General features: G+C 75.4%; 11 protein-coding genes. 3 read left to right on the plus strand and 8 right to left on the minus strand.

The features are described from left to right. Window positions 1–106 precede the first annotated feature (106 nt). On the minus strand, window positions 107–787 hold the full coding sequence (locus OHS33_RS37650) for a formyltransferase family protein (RefSeq protein ID WP_330335411.1): 681 nt from the start codon (window positions 785–787) through the stop codon (window positions 107–109). Further along, on the minus strand, window positions 784–4,107 hold the full coding sequence (locus OHS33_RS37655) for a non-ribosomal peptide synthetase (RefSeq protein ID WP_330335412.1): 3,324 nt from the start codon (window positions 4,105–4,107) through the stop codon (window positions 784–786). The genes OHS33_RS37650 and OHS33_RS37655 overlap by 4 nt, the downstream gene beginning before the upstream one ends. Between OHS33_RS37655 and OHS33_RS37660 the strand changes: the two genes are divergently transcribed. Next, the gene (locus OHS33_RS37660; RefSeq protein ID WP_330335413.1) at window positions 4,097–4,717 is read left to right on the plus strand and encodes a hypothetical protein; all 621 of its coding nucleotides are present in this window, start codon (window positions 4,097–4,099) and stop codon (window positions 4,715–4,717) included. The genes OHS33_RS37655 and OHS33_RS37660 overlap by 11 nt on opposite strands. 28 nt (window positions 4,718–4,745) lie before the next feature. Here OHS33_RS37660 and OHS33_RS37665 read toward each other — a convergent pair whose 3' ends face one another. From OHS33_RS37665 to OHS33_RS37680, 4 genes are read right to left on the minus strand one after another with little or no spacing between them, the layout of a single operon-like run. Next, window positions 4,746–5,831: an NAD-dependent epimerase/dehydratase family protein gene (locus OHS33_RS37665; protein WP_330335414.1), complete on the minus strand. Its 1,086-nt coding sequence runs from the start codon at window positions 5,829–5,831 to the stop codon at window positions 4,746–4,748. Further along, entirely contained in the window at window positions 5,828–7,840 is a 2,013-nt protein-coding gene (locus OHS33_RS37670) for a fatty acid CoA ligase family protein (RefSeq protein ID WP_330335415.1), read from the minus strand. The genes OHS33_RS37665 and OHS33_RS37670 overlap by 4 nt, the downstream gene beginning before the upstream one ends. 5 nt (window positions 7,841–7,845) lie before the next feature. Continuing rightward, the gene (locus OHS33_RS37675; protein WP_330335416.1) at window positions 7,846–8,703 is read right to left on the minus strand and encodes a hypothetical protein; all 858 of its coding nucleotides are present in this window, start codon (window positions 8,701–8,703) and stop codon (window positions 7,846–7,848) included. A 9-nt stretch (window positions 8,704–8,712) separates the two neighbouring features. Then, a complete protein-coding gene (locus OHS33_RS37680; RefSeq protein ID WP_330335417.1) occupies window positions 8,713–9,774 on the minus strand; it encodes a 3-oxoacyl-ACP synthase III family protein in 1,062 nt (353 codons plus the stop codon). A 496-nt stretch (window positions 9,775–10,270) separates the two neighbouring features. Between OHS33_RS37680 and OHS33_RS37685 the strand changes: the two genes are divergently transcribed. Then, window positions 10,271–11,137 carry an alpha/beta fold hydrolase gene (locus tag OHS33_RS37685; RefSeq protein ID WP_330335584.1) on the plus strand — a complete coding sequence of 289 codons (867 nt, stop codon included), beginning with the start codon at window positions 10,271–10,273 and terminating at the stop codon, window positions 11,135–11,137. After that, window positions 11,130–11,720: a TetR/AcrR family transcriptional regulator gene (locus tag OHS33_RS37690; RefSeq protein WP_330335418.1), complete on the plus strand. Its 591-nt coding sequence runs from the start codon at window positions 11,130–11,132 to the stop codon at window positions 11,718–11,720. The genes OHS33_RS37685 and OHS33_RS37690 overlap by 8 nt, the downstream gene beginning before the upstream one ends. Here the strand turns inward: OHS33_RS37690 and OHS33_RS37695 are convergent. Then, window positions 11,717–12,985 (minus strand): glycosyltransferase, encoded by a 1,269-nt coding sequence (locus OHS33_RS37695; RefSeq protein WP_330335419.1) that lies wholly within the window; start codon window positions 12,983–12,985, stop codon window positions 11,717–11,719. The two genes, OHS33_RS37690 and OHS33_RS37695, sit on opposite strands and share 4 nt — an antisense overlap. A 156-nt stretch (window positions 12,986–13,141) precedes the next feature. Continuing rightward, a complete protein-coding gene (locus OHS33_RS37700; RefSeq protein WP_330335420.1) occupies window positions 13,142–14,032 on the minus strand; it encodes an esterase/lipase family protein in 891 nt (296 codons plus the stop codon). Between the last annotated feature and the right edge of the window lie 4 nt (window positions 14,033–14,036).

The following is a 14,036-nucleotide window of genomic DNA, read 5'->3' on the forward strand; positions in this document are numbered from 1 at the left end:
CGGTTCTCGAACACGGATCTCGAACGGATCTCGCTGCTATAGATCGATACGGCGACATATCGGTTCCATCGAACCGTCACGAAGAAGAGCGGACCCGCGGACGCCGTCAGCGGAGTTCGGCCACCGCCCGGGCCACTTCGGGGGCGTGGGGCGCGAAGGGGCCGAGGTCGGTGGCGCGGGGGTAGGACGGGTGGTCGCGGAAGTCCGCGAGGCGGGCCAGGGCGCGGGCGCCGTAGTAGGCGGAGGGCGCGGGCGGGCGGGGGGTGGCGGCGGGCGGGGCGGGCGTGCCCGTGGCCACGTACGGGAGGTGCTCCTCGAAGAGCCGCTGGCAGGCCCGGATGCCCCGGAGCATGACCTGGTGGTGGCGGTCCTCGGGGGTGAGGGGGAAGCGGCGCTCGGCGAGCACCGGGCCGGTGTCGATGCCCGCGTCGACCTCGTGGAGGGTGGCGCCGTACTCCGGGTCGCCGTGCAGCAGGGCGAAGAGGAGCGCGACGGAGGGCAGTCCGCGGTGCTGCGGCAGCAGGCCGTTGTGGACGTTGAGGATGCGCAGGCCCCGGGAGAGCAGGGGCGCCCGGAAGATCCGCCGGTTGTTGAGCGACCAGACGATGCCGTCGGTGCAGGCGGCCGCGAGGGTGTCGGCGTGCGCGTTGACGTCGGGGGCGGCCAGGTGCGGGGCCCCGGCCGCGTCAAGCGGGTCCGTGGAGCAGACGAGGTCGACGGGGTGACCCTCGGCGAGGGCGTGGCGCACGGCCCGGTGGAGCAGGGCGCCGTCTCCGATGAAGATCACGCGGGTACCTCTTCCCGGGCGGCCTCGATGTGGGTACATATCTGATCAACCGTCACTTCGCGGACCAGGGACTCCAGTCGGCTCATGAAGTGGTCGGCCTGGGCCTGGTTCAGCAGGTCCGAGGAGACCGCGGTGAGCATCTCGATCAGGGCGAGGGAGTCGCCGCCGAGGTCCTGGAAGTCCGCGCCGGGGGCCAGGGCGGTGGCGGTGTCCGTGCCGAGGATCGCGGCCCAGTGTCCGGCCACTCGTTCCCGGAGGGGTGCGGGTGCGGGTGCGGGTGCGGGGTCCTGGTTGCCGAACGGGTCGGGGAGCGCGTCGAGGTCGGCCTTGCCCGTCACCGTGCTGGGGATCTCGTCCACGAGGACGAGATGCGCCGGGACCAGGTGGGCGGGCAGTCTGCCGGTCAGCCCGGCGCGGAGGAGGGCGGGGAGGTCCTTGCACGAGTCCGGGCCGGGGGCGCGGGGGACTACGTACGCGCACAGCGCCGGGGCGGTGGTGGGGGTGCGGCGGCGGGCGGTGACCACGGCGCGGCGCACGGCGGGGTGGGCCTCCAGCGCGGCGACGGTCTCGGCGGGTTCGACCCGGTGTCCGGCGATCTTGAGCTGCCCGTCCGCGCGCCCGGCGAACTCGATGGCGCCGCCCGGGAGGCGCCGTCCCAGGTCGCCCGTGCGGTAGCCGCGGGTGCCGTCGGGGAGGGTGAGGAAGGGGGACGGGCCGTCGGCCACCAGGTAACCGCGGGCGACCTGGGGGCCGGTGACGACGATTTCACCGCTCTGCCCTGGGTCCAACGCCCCCGTGCCGTCCGGTGCGACGAGGTCGACGCGGGCGTACGGGCCCGGCGTGCCCAGCGGGATCGTCGCGGCGCCCCCGTCGAGGTCGCCGTCGTCGACGACGTGGGCGAGGCAGGCGACGGTGGCCTCGGTGGGCCCGTAGCCGTTGATGATCCGGCAGTCCGCTCCGAAGGCGGTGCGTGCCGCGCGTACGGCGGCCGGGGTGAGCGTCTCGCCGCCGAGCAGCAGGGTGCGTACGGCCCCGCCCGGGGTCAGCAGCGGCAGGTGGGACGGGGTCAGGGCGAGGGTGTCGGCCCGGTGTTCGGTGACGAGGCGGCGCAGCGCGGCGCGCGAGGGGGCGCCGGGTGCGAGGACGGCCGTACCGCCCGCGAGGAGGGGGAGGAACAACGGGAAGCAGGAGATGTCGAAGGCGTAGGAGGAGACGAAACCGAAGCGGGTGGTGTCCGTGACCCGGCAGAGGGCCGTCATCCAGCGGACGAAGCCGACGAGGCTGCCGTGCTCGATCTGTACGCCCTTGGGCCGGCCGGTGGAGCCGGAGGTGTGCATGACGTACGCGAGGTCCCCGGCGGCGGGGCCGGGTCCGGGCGGCGGGGAGCCGTCGGGCAGGGCGGGCACGTCCTCGGCGGCGAGCACCGGGCACGGCACGAACCGGGCCAGCCGCTCCGTGAAGTGACGCTGGGTCAGGCAGAGCCGTGCGCCGGAGGCCCGCAGGACCTCCTCGATCCGCGCGTCGGGGTGGGCGGGGTCCAGCGGCAGGTAGGCGGCGCCCGCCTTGAGGATGCCCCACAGGGCGGTGACCCCGGCCGGTGAGCGGTCGACGACCAGGGCGACCGGATCTTCCCGGCCGATGCCGCGGTCGCGCAGCGCGGTGGCAACGGCGTCGGAGCGGCGGTCGAGTGCGGCGTACGTGAGCGGGCCCTCGGGGCCGTCGAGGGCGCAGGCGTGCGGTGTACGGGCGGCCCGCGCCCGGAAGAGGTCCACGACGGTGTCCGCGCCGGTGGGTCCGGGGTCCGGCACCGGGGCGGGGGCGGGTGCGGCGGCCGCCGTGGCGGGGGCGGGGGCGGACCCGGCCCGAACGCCGTTCCCGGCGGCGGGGGTTGAACTGGTTGCCGGGGCGGGCGCGGCAGCCGCCGGGGCGGAAGCGGAGGCCGCGCCGGGGCGGGGGCTCCGGGCGGGGTCCGAGCCGGAACCCGGGCCGGAGCCGGAACCCGGGGCCGGGGCCGGTGTCGGTGTCGGTGTCGGTGTCGGGGCCGAGGCCAGGGCCGGGCCCGAGGCCGGGACGGCCGGCTTGACGGGCGCGGGCGCGGTGGCGGGCGCGGGCGCGGTGGCGGTGCGGACCAGTGCGGACGGCATCGCGGCCGGGCCGGTCAGGTGGGTCAGGGTGGCGTCGAGGAGGCGGGCCGCGCGGTCGGCGAGCCCGGGGCCGCCACGGACGCCGATCGTCACCTCGGTCCGGGCGGTGCCGTCCGCTCCGGTGCCGGTCTCGGCGGCGACCAGCGAGAGCGGCACCAGCGGCGCGTGGACGGGCAGCGCGTGGACGGCAGTGGCGGTGAACCCGCCGCCCTGGTACTCGTACAGGTCCAGGCGGCCCAGGTGGGAGACGACGGCGGTGGCCAAGTGCCGGTCGGTACGGGCCGCGACGGCCTGGGCGGCCCGCAGCAGCAAGGCGGTGGCGGCCCCCGGGAGCCGGGCCGCCGCGCTCTCGAAGCCGGTGGCGCACTCGCGGCCCTCGGCGAGGGCCGTCAGCAGGCGGGTGTGCGCGACGGTCCACTCCGTGCCCGGGTGCAGGTCGAGGAAGAGGGGCAGGGTGAGGTTGCCGGTGGCGGCGAGGTCGGGATCGTAGCGGCGCAGGTCGGCCGGGACCATGACCCGGGCGGAGCGCCCGGTGGTGTCGGCGAGGGCCTGGGCGAGGCGGGCGGTCAGGGCCGGGTGGTGACCGGGCAGGGTCCGGCGCAGCCAGTGGGTGTGCCCTGCGCCTGCGGCGGCGCCCCGGCCCTCGCGGGGCAGGGGGGACGGGCGGTCCAGGGGCGGGGTGGGGCGGCGGGCGGTGCAGCCCAGGCGGCGCAGGAGCGCGTGGTCGGTCTCCGGGGACAGTGCGGGGCGGGCGAGCTCGCCGCGCAGCGCGCGGAAGACCTCCCGGACCCAGAGCAGGGCGCCGTGACCGTCCATCAGCGCGTGGGAGGCGCTGAAGACGAGGGTGGAGCGGGCCGGGTCCAGGCCGGGCACGACCAGGACCTCGCAGCCGGGCGGGTCGGCGGGGTGGGTGTGCCCGGTGAGCACCGCCGCATCGAGGACGCCGTCGTACGGGTCCGCGGGGGCGGCGTACCGCAGGCCCGGCGGCGGCCCCTCGGCCCGCCACTCGGCCCCGGTGCGCACGAGCCGTGACCCGGGGCAGGACTCGGCGGCCCGGGCGAGCGCGGCCCGCAAGTGCGCGGGCTCGGGCACACCGTCGCCCTCGATGACGATCCGCAGGGCCATGGCCCCGCGCGGGTCCCCGGCGGCGAGGTAGAGCCGCTCGGTGGCGGACACGGGGCGCCGGTACCAGTGCCCTACCGGGCCGGGTGCGGGGGGAGCGTGCTCGGTCTGGGCCGGGGTCGGGGTCGGGGCCGGGCCCGAAGCCGGAGCCGAGGTCGGAGCCGGAGCCGGAGCCGGGGCAGAGGCCTGGGCCTGGCCAGACGCCTGGGCCGGAACCGGAGTCGAGGCCGGAGCCGGGGCCAGGGTTGAGGCCGGAGCCGGGGCAGGGGACGGGGTCGGGGCCGAGGTCGGGGCCGGGGCCAGGCCCGAAGCCCGAGCCGAGGTCGGAGCCGGAGCCGGGGCAGAGGCCTGGGCCTGGCCAGACGCCTGGGCCGGAACCGGAGTCGAGGCCGGAGCCGGGGCAGGGGACGGGGTCGGGGATGAAGCCGGGGCCGGGGCCGGGGCCGCGGGCGCGGGCGGCGCCGAAGCCGGGGCCGGGGCCGGAGCCGGGGCCGGAGCCGAGGCCGGGGCCGGAGTCGAGGCCGGGGCCGGAGCCGAGGCCGGGGCCGGAGCCGAGGCCAAGACCGGAGCCGAGGCCAAGACCGGAGCCGAGGCCAAGACCGGACCCGGCTCCGAGGTCGGGGCCGAGCCAGAGGCCTGGGCAGAGGCCTGGGCGCGGGTCTGAGCCCGGGTCGGGGGCGGGGGCTGGTTGGTCATCGGGTGGGGGTCCCTTGCTGGGGGTGCGGGGTGTGTGGGGTGGTGGGGTGGGACCAGGGCTGGGGGCCGCCCAACGAGTGGATCCAGGGGAGGAGTTCGGCCAGGCCGGCGCGCTGGGTGCGCGGGGGTGCGTAGCCGAGGTCGCGGCGGGCGGCGGTGGTGTCGTAGGTGGTGGAGCGGGTGAGGAGGGCCAGGGAGTAGCGGCTGAGAGGGGGAGCGCTCTTGCGGCTGGTGGCGGGGCGCAGTCGCCAGAGGGTTTCGAGCGTGGCGGCCAGGGCTCGGCCGGCCGCGAGCGGGATGCGGGGTGTGGGCGGGGCGCAGCCGAGGGCCGCGCCGACCCGGGTCAGGAAGGGCCACAGGTCGGTGACCTCGTCGTCCGCGACGAAGTACGCCTTGCCGCCGACGCGTTCGGCGGGGGCGGTCGCGGCCCGCAGGCAGGCGTCGACCGCGTTGTCGCTGTGGCACAGGGAGACCAGGACGCGTTTGCCGCCGGAGAGGTCGGGGAGGCGGCCCGCGTGCATCGCGCCGATCAGGGTCGGCAGGAAGCCCGCGTGGTCGCGGATGCCCCAGATGCCGCGCGGGCGCAGCGCGCAGGTGGTGAACTCCGGTGTGTGCGCGGCGAGTACGTTCTGCTCGGCGCGGGCCTTGGTCGCGCTGTAGGGGTGCAGGAAGCGGGTGGGGTACGGGACGCTCTCGTCGAGGCCGAGCCGGTCGCCCTCGCGGACCCGCATCAGCGCGCTGGGGCTGGAGACGAAGACGAAGCGGTGGGCTCCCGCGGCCCGGGCCGCCGTGAGCAGGTGCCGGGTCCCGGCGACGTTCGCCTCGTGGAACTGCGCGTACGTGCCGCGGTCGACGACGCGGGCGGCGCTGTGCAGGACGACGTCCTGGCCCTCGGCCGCCGCGCGCAGCGAGGCGGGGTCGCCGAGGTCGCCGACGGCGAGGTCGAGTCCGGGCAGGGAGCGCAGCCGCGCGGTGTCGGAGCCCTGGCGCACCAGCGCCCGTACGGTGTGCCCCTCGCGCAGGCAGGCGTCGGCGAGGTGGCCGCCGAGGAAGCCGGTGGCTCCGGTGATCAGGATGTTCACAGGGACCGCCACCAGGTGGCGCCGTAGAGCATCGTGAGCGCGATGGTGGCCGCGCGGCCGTGGCCCGCGGCGCGGGCGCGGGGCAGGGCGAGGGGGATCTGGACGGCGTGCCCGACGGTGCTGAGGACGGCGTCGGCCCACCACAGCCAGTGGAGGAGGGGGATGTCGGGGGCGCCCGCGGTGGCCGCCCAGACGGCGCCGCCCAGCAGGTACGCCCATCCCGCGAGCGGGACGAGCCGCGCGGCGCGGGCGAACGTGGCCTGGTGTGGCGCGAGTTGCCGCTCGGCCCAGCGGGACAGTTCCTCGCGGCCGATCTTGGCGTTGTGCCGGATGTCCACGGGGAAGGCTGGGTGGCGCAGGAACTCCTCGATCGGTTCCGTCGGGGCGTGGGCGGCGGCCAGTACGCGCAGTTCGGCGGTCAGCGCCTGCCAGGCGGCGGTGTCGAGGGGGTGCGCGGTTTCCACGCAGATGACGGGGCGCCGCGGCCCAAAGGGCTCCGTGCCGGTGCGCACGCCCACGAGGGCGGTGCGGCGGACCAGCGGGTGGGCGTTGAAGACGCCTTCGCAGCGCACGGTGTGCAGGTCCTGGCCGTCGGTGCGCACCCGTTGTGCCTTGCGTCCGCAGAACCACAGGTGGCCGTCGGCGTCGAGGTAGCCGAGGTCACCGGTGCGGTGCCAGACGCGGGTGGCGCCGACCCCGCCGGGCGGGTCCTCGTACGTCTTGTGCAGGGCGTCGGCGCGGGGATCGCCGTGGTAGCGGGGGCTGACGGACTCGCCCGCGACGAGGATCTCGCCGACGCGCCCCGCGGGCAGGGACGGTGTGCCGGGGAGCAGCCGCGGGAGCGGGCCGTCGGTGACGGGGGCGATGCGGACCAGGGTGCCGGGGACGGGGCGGCCGACGCAGGTGCCCGCGCCTTCGGCGCTGCGGGCCGCCCGCTCGCCCAGGATGTCCTCGGACTCGATGGAGGTGATGGGGAGGACTTCGGTCGCCCCGTAGGTGACGTGGACGCGCGCCTTCTCGTCGAGGACCGCGCGCAGCCGGGCGACGACCGCGTCGGGTACGGGCGCGCCGCCGGAGACCACGCAGCGCAGGTCGGGGAGCGGGTGCTCGCCGTCGCGGGCGGTGAGGTGGTCGGCGAGGTTGCGCAGCAGGGCGGGCGAGGCGAAGACGGTGGTGACGGCGAACCGTTCCAGCGCGTCCACCAGCAGCGCCGGGTCCGCCTGGGCGACCTTGGCCGGGGCCAGCGGGGCGAGGACGAGCGTGGAACCGTAGACCAGGTCGAGCAGCCCGTAGAACGGGAGGGTGACGAGCGAGGTGTCGTCGCGGGTCCGGCCGTGGGCGGCCTCGATCTGGCGGGCGATCGAGAGGGCCATCCGGTGGGTGTACTCGACTCCCTTGGCGGGGCCGGTGCTTCCGGTGGTGAACCCGATCATCAGCAGGTCGTCGCCGCCGACGGGAGCGGGCGCACGGCGCGGTCCGGGGAGGGCGCGCAGCCGCGCGAGCGTATGTGCGCCGAGGCTGCCGAGGAAGCCGCGGCCGAGCGTGACGGGGATCCGTACGGCGGCGAAGGTGCGGCGGCCCAGGACGCGCACCAGGTGGGCGAGCGGGGGGCCGATGAACGCCTCGGCGCCGACGGCCCGGTAGCAGTGGAGCATGCGGCGCAAGCCCATGCCGGGGTCGACGACGACGGGGACGGCGCCGAGCCGGAAGAGCGCGAACGCCAGGGCGAAGAGCTCGGGTCCGGGTGGTGCCATCAGGACCGTCCGGGTGCCCCGGGTGATCCCGGCCCGGGCCAGGCCGTGGGCGAGGTCTTCCACCGAACGCTGTAACTCCCCGTAGGAGACGGTGCGGTAGCGGGGGCGGCCGTCCGGCTCGCGGGCGCCGGGCTCGGGGTGGATGACGGCGGCCCGGTCGGGGAAGGCGGCGGCATTGCGGGCGAGGTGGTCGGCGAGGCCCCCGGGGGCGAGGTCCACCTTCGGGTCCGGGTTCACCTTGATGTTCACGTCCACGCCGGTCACCACCCCTCGGGGGTGTAGCTCGCGCAGACCACGGTGGGGCCCGCGCCGACGCTGACGAAGAGCAGCCGGTCGCAGTCCCGGGGCCGTCCGGCGTCCAGCGCCCGGAGGTAGCCGAGGACCGGCGCGGCGGTGTGCGGCTCGCCCTCACCCTCCCACTCCGCCTCCCCCGCATCCGCGGCGGGCGGTCCGATGACCAGGGTGCGGGCGAGGTCGAGGCCGAACTCCCGCGCGTAGTCGGCGACCGCGGTGGCGGCCAGCGCGCTCCGCCGGGCGCCGTGGCCCGGCTCGCGCCGGACGGTGATCAGGGAGCGGCCGCCGCTGCCCATGCGGGCGGTGTCGAGGTAGCCCTCGGCGCCCACCGGGCCCTCGGGCGCGTAGTGGCGTACGGGACCGAATCCGCTGCCGGGGTCGGCGCCGCGCTGCAGCAGCCAGGCGCCCGCCAGGTCGGCGTACGGGTAGTCCGGGTCACGGCGCGCGTCGCCGCCGGGGTGTACGTCGGCGGCGGTGATCAGGAGGCGTTCGGTGCTGCCGGTGTCGAGGAGGGACTGGCCGACCTGTACGGCGGCCAGCACCCCGCAGGCGCCGTTCATGAGGTCGAAGGAGAAGGCCGGGGCGGGGTCGGCGAGGTAGTCCAGGCTGATGCCCGCTTCCTTCTGGACCATGGCGGCGAGGGCCGGTTCGAAGGTGTTGGACTCGCGGTAGACGCCGACGTTGACGAGGACACCGACGGCGGCCGGGGACAGCCCCGCGCGGGTCAGGCAGTCCCGGGCGGCGCGGCCCGCGAGGGCAACGGTGGTGGACCCTGCCGTGCTTCCGGCGTCCGGGGACGCGGTGACGGCAGTGGTGATGACCATGCCCATGGCTCAGACCCCCATGTTCGTGATCGTGGCGGACAGGGCGCCGGTGACCACGCCGGAGGCGGCGGGGACCAGCAGGAAGGTGGCGCCGGGGCGGGCGGTGCCCGCCCGCAGGTGCTCGCGCAGGGTGAGGAAGTGCGAGGTGGTGGCGGTGTTGCCGAAGCGCTCCACGGTCGCGAGGGAGGTGGGCATCGGCGCGCCGAACTCCCGCTCGCCGGTGGCGTTGACGTAGTCGATGAAGCGGGTGCCCACCTGGTGCTGGATCACGTAGTCGAAGTCCTCCGCCGCGAAGTCGCGGCCGGCCTTGGCCAGCAGGTCCCCGTGGAAGCGGGGCCACAGGGCGAGGCGGTCCTTGTCGTGCATCTTCTTGTTGTCCGTGTACAGGGCGATGCCCTCGGTGCGGTCGCTGGGCATGCCCATGCACAGGTGGGAGTACTCGGAGCAGGTCAGCATCTCGACGTAGTGGATCCGGTCGGCCTCGTCGGTGGCCCGGTCCAGGATCACGGCGGCTCCCGAGTCGCCCACGGAGAGCGAGGCGAACTGCGGGTCGTAGGAGTCGCTCAGCTCGCGGGCGGCGGTGTCGGCGACCCGGGTCGCCTGCTCGCCGCTGACGACCAGTCCGGTGCGGACGGCCCCGGAGCGGATCATCCGGTCGAGGACGTAGACGCCGGTCATCATGCCCGCGCAGGCGTTGGAGACGTCGAAGTGGATCGCGGACCGGGCGCCCAGTTCCCGGGCGAGCGAGCCGGCGAAGGACGGTTCGAAGGCGAAGCGCCCGCCGTCCTTGAAGCGGGTGATGGACGCCGATATGACGACGTCCAGGTCGGCGGCTCCGTAGCGGGAGACGGCGAGGGCGTCGCGCGCGGCCGACAGCGCCATCCCGAAGGAGTCCTCGGCCGTCTCTGAGTCGGGGTCGGCGACGCGGCGTTCCACGACTCCGGTGATCCGCTCGACGTCCACGCCGTGCAGGCTCTCGGTGCGTCCGATCAGGTCGCGGGTGGTCAGCGTGCGCTCCGGTATGTGGGCCCCGAGGGCCTCCAACCGGCTGCCGCGCTCGGTCGTACTCACGTGTGTCTCCAGGCTGAACGAGCGTGCGCGGACGCCGTCGTACGGGCAGCACGAGCTGCCGCGGCGGCCGCGCGGGAGGGGTGGGGTGGGGGGTGCTTCCTGGTGACAGAAAGCGAAGTTACCGTAACGTACGGACTTCACGACCCCGGCCCGGAGCGGCCCAAAATCGGGCCAGTGCGATGAATACCGGCCAATCGGCCTTTAGTTGTCATTACGCCAAAGGCCAGGCCTTTGGACCCGTTTGACGACCGGGGCGTACCGGGGCTTCGGCCCCGCCCTCCCGGCCGACCGGAACCGGACACGCCCGAACGGGCCGCCGCTCCTCGAAAACCTGTCCGGAATCACCTGGTCCGCCTTGACCGTTCCCTGGCGTGAGCGAATGACCGGCCGCAGGCACTTGACCCCGTCGGCTAACACCATTAGCTTAATGGCAATGAAGGTTAGCCCGCAGGGCGGCAGCAGGCAGTCCGCGGAATCTCCGGAAGAGGGCAGGGCGATGACCGAGTTCCTGAAGACCGACGGCGGACAGCTCGCGTACGACGTCACGGGCGAGGGACCGCTGGTCGTACTGGCGAACGGAATGGGCGACAACCGGGGCTCCTACGGCGAACTGGCCGCGCTCCTGGCCGGCGCCGGATACCGGGTCGCCCGCACGGATCTGCGGGGGCACGGCGAGTCGGACGCCGGGTGGGCCTCGTACACCCGTACCGACGTGGCGGGCGACCTGCTCGCGCTCGTCCGGCACCTCGGAGGCGGCCCCGCCGTCCTCGTCGGGCACTCCTTCGCGGGCGGCGCCGCCACCATCGCGGCGGCCGACGAGCCCGGGCTGGTCAGCGCGGTCGTCGAGATCAGCCCCTTCACCCGGGTCCAGAAGACCGACCTCGGCGCGCTCGTCACACAGGGGCACCACCGCAAGGGCATCCTGCTGCTCATGGGGGCGTGCGCGCTGCGCAGCGTGGGACTGTGGAAGCGGTACCTGCGCCACGCGCACCCGGAGATGCCCGCCGCCGCGCTCGACGCGCGCATCGGCTCCCTGGAAGCCGACCTGCGCAGGCCCGGGCGGATGGCCGTGGTCTCCGCGATGGGGATGTCCGCGCCGACCGACGCGGGGGCGCGACTGGACGGCGTCCGGTGCCCGGCGCTGATCGTCGAGGGCACCCTCGACCCCGACTGGGCCGACCCCCGGGCCGAGGGCGAGGGCATCGTGGCCGAACTGCCCGCGGGGGTGGGGCGGCTGGCGATGATCGAGGGCGCGGGTCACTACGCGCACGCCCAGTTCCCCGCCGAGACCGCCGCCGCGATCCTGGACTTCCTGGGCTCCACGGGCTCCCTGGGCTTCCCGAAGGACGGCGCCCGTGGCTAGGGCGGCCCTCTCGACGGAGGCCGTGGTCGACATCGCGCTGCGGCTCATCGACGAAGGCACCGGGGGCGCCGGGGGTACGGACTCCGGGCCCGCCGCGCTGACCTTGTCCGAGGTGGCCGCGCGGGCGGGAGTGCGTACGCCGTCGCTCTACAAGCACGTACGCGGCCTGGCCGAGCTGCGCGACCTCGTATCGGCGCGGATCATGAACGAAATGGCGGACGAGGTCGGTGCCGCCGTCCTCGGCCGCTCCTCCGACGAGGCCGTCCGCGCCCTGATGACGGCCTGGCGCGCCTACGCCCGCCGCCACCCCCACCGCTACGCGGCGCTCGTCCAGCGCCCCGAACCCGGGACCGCCGAGGCGGGGGCGCGGCTGGTCGCCATCATGCTGGCCACGCTGCGCGCATACGGACTGGAGGACTCCGCCGCGATCCACGCGGCCCGCTGCCTGCGGGCGGTCGTCCACGGGTTCGCGGCGCTGGAGACCGGGGGCGCCTTCGAACTGCCGGAGAAGCTGGACGACACGTACGACCTGCTGGTGCACATGGTCGTCTCGGGCCTGCACACGCCGCGCGAGACGGACTAGGGCGTCTTTTTCAGCAGCAGGCGCGCGGCCAGCGCCGCACCGTCGGTGCGGATCGCGGTGGCCACGGCCGCCGCGCGGGTCCGGGTCCCGGGGCTGAGGGCCGTGCTGAGCGCGGCGGACAGGGAGTCCACGGTCGGGGCAGGGTCGTGGTGGGCCGCGCCGATGCCCAGCTCGGCCACCCGGGCCGCCCAGCGCGGCTGGTCCACGATCCGGGGCAGCACGACCTGGGGCGCACCGGCCCGGGCGGCCGTCGTCGTGGTGCCCGCGCCGCCGTGGTGCACGACGGCGGCCACCCGGCGGAAGAGGGCCTGCTGGTTGACCTCGCCGACGGCGAAGCAGTCGTCCCGGTCGTCGACCGGGGCCAGTTCGGCCCAGCCGCGGGCCAGCAGCACGCGGCGGCCGAGCGCCCGGCCCGCCTCGACGGCCACCCGGGCGATCTCCCGCGGAGCGTGCGCGGCCATGCTGCCGAAGCCGACGTACAGCGGTGGTTCACCCGCGTCCAGGAACGCCTCCAGGTCGGCGGGCAGCGGCCGGTCGTCGGGCAGGATCCACGCCCCGGTCCGCACCGGGTCGAGGCCGTCCACGACGTCGGGCGCGGGCCACAGCGTCGGATCCGCCGCGAGCCACGGGCGGTCGGTGAAGACGTGGTCGCGTACGCCCGTCACCGGCGGCAGCGGCGGCAGGCCGATCGCCGCGCGGTGTCCGGCCAGCGCCTCGCCGTACAGCGCGTCGACCCGCTGGGCGTCCTGCTCCCACAGCGCCTCGTTCCCGGTCTCGTCGTTCCCGGTCTCGTCGTTCCCGGTCTCGTCGTTCCCTGTCTCGTCCCGCGGGGACGCCGTGCCCGGCCGGGTGGCCGGGGGGAAGTCCCGCGAGGGCAGCCCGCAGGTGTGGAAGCAGGCGTACACATAGCGGATGCCGAGCTTCTCGGCGACGTCCCGCGCCCCCGCCGGCATCAGGCCGCCGGCCAGCAGTACGTCGCATCCCGCGGCCGCCTCCGTGAGCGTGGCGAACCGCGCGGCGACCAGCTCGGGCGCGAGCCGGAACGCGTCCTTCGCCGTCGGCGGCTTCGGCCCCGAGACCACCGAACGCACCGACGGCCCGAGCGGCACCAGCGGTACGCCGACCCGCGCCAGCAGCGCCGCGAACTCCTCGTCCGGCGGCGCGCACACCGACGCCCCCGCACCCGCTTCCCGCAGCGCCACCGCCAGCGCCGCCAGCGGTTCGACGTCCCCCCGCGATCCCCAGCCAGACAACAGCACACGCATGGCGCGACTCCTCGTTTCCGCAGGTCATGGCTTTGCGCCAGCGATTGTGCGGTATGGCTGGGGCCTTGCCGCAAGCCCCCCGGTGAGCTATATGTTGAAGAGGGCGAGGAGCTGAACTCCTCGCCCTCTTGTCTGTTCGTCTGTGTCTTCGCCGTCTCAGCCCGGGGAGCCGACGGCGCAGATCAGGATCGGGGTCGCGCGGCTCGGGTCGAGCGCGTTGCGGACCAGGTGCCAGACGTTGAGGTCGTACGCCTCCCCGATGTGGCCCACCGGGTCGAGCGGGCAGGAGTCCTGCACGTAGCGGTTGTCGACGCCCGGCTCGCGGACGAACGCCGTCTCGGTCGGGGTGACGAGTTCGTCGTAGCGGGACGAGATGACCGTGTACGCGATACCGGGTTGCGCCACCGGGCCGTCGTTGAGGGCCACGATGGCGGGCCCGCCCGGGAACTCGTCGGACAGGACCGGGATGCCGAGCGTGGCCGCGATGTGGTCGAGGGTGCCGCGGCCGAGGACCTTGTCGCCGAGGTCGACCAGGCGCGCGGCGTCCGTGCCGTGGGTCGGGGGCGCGATGGCGACGACGGCCTTGATGTGCGACTGGATGCCCTGCATCTTCGCGAGGTACAGGGCCTGCAGGCCGCCCTCGGAGTGGCCGACGACGCTGACCTTGGCGGCGCCGGTGGCGGCGCGCACCCGCTCGACGTACTCCTTGATCTCCAGGTTGGAGACGGCCACCGGCTTCAGGCCGCCGACCAGCGGGAAGCCGTCGTAGGCGCCGTAGGTGAGGGCGAAGGTGCAGTAGCCGCGGGCGGCGAGGTCGGCCTGGAGGTAGTTGAGGTCCTCGTACCAGGTCGCGAAGGTGCCGTGGAGGAGGACCACCGGCTCCGGGTGGGCCGAACTCGGGCGGCAGGAGAAGTCGTTGATGCCGGCGGAGGCCGAGGCCGAGGGGGCTGCGGCTTGAGCCGGGGCCGCCGTGGCCGCCAGGGTGAGCACCAGCGGGAGGGCGGCCCGGGCGAGCCACCTGCGGACGGGACGTGCGGTCACTGTCATCGCA

Source organism: Streptomyces sp. NBC_00536 (assembly GCF_036346295.1).
Lineage (GTDB): Bacteria > Actinomycetota > Actinomycetes > Streptomycetales > Streptomycetaceae > Streptomyces.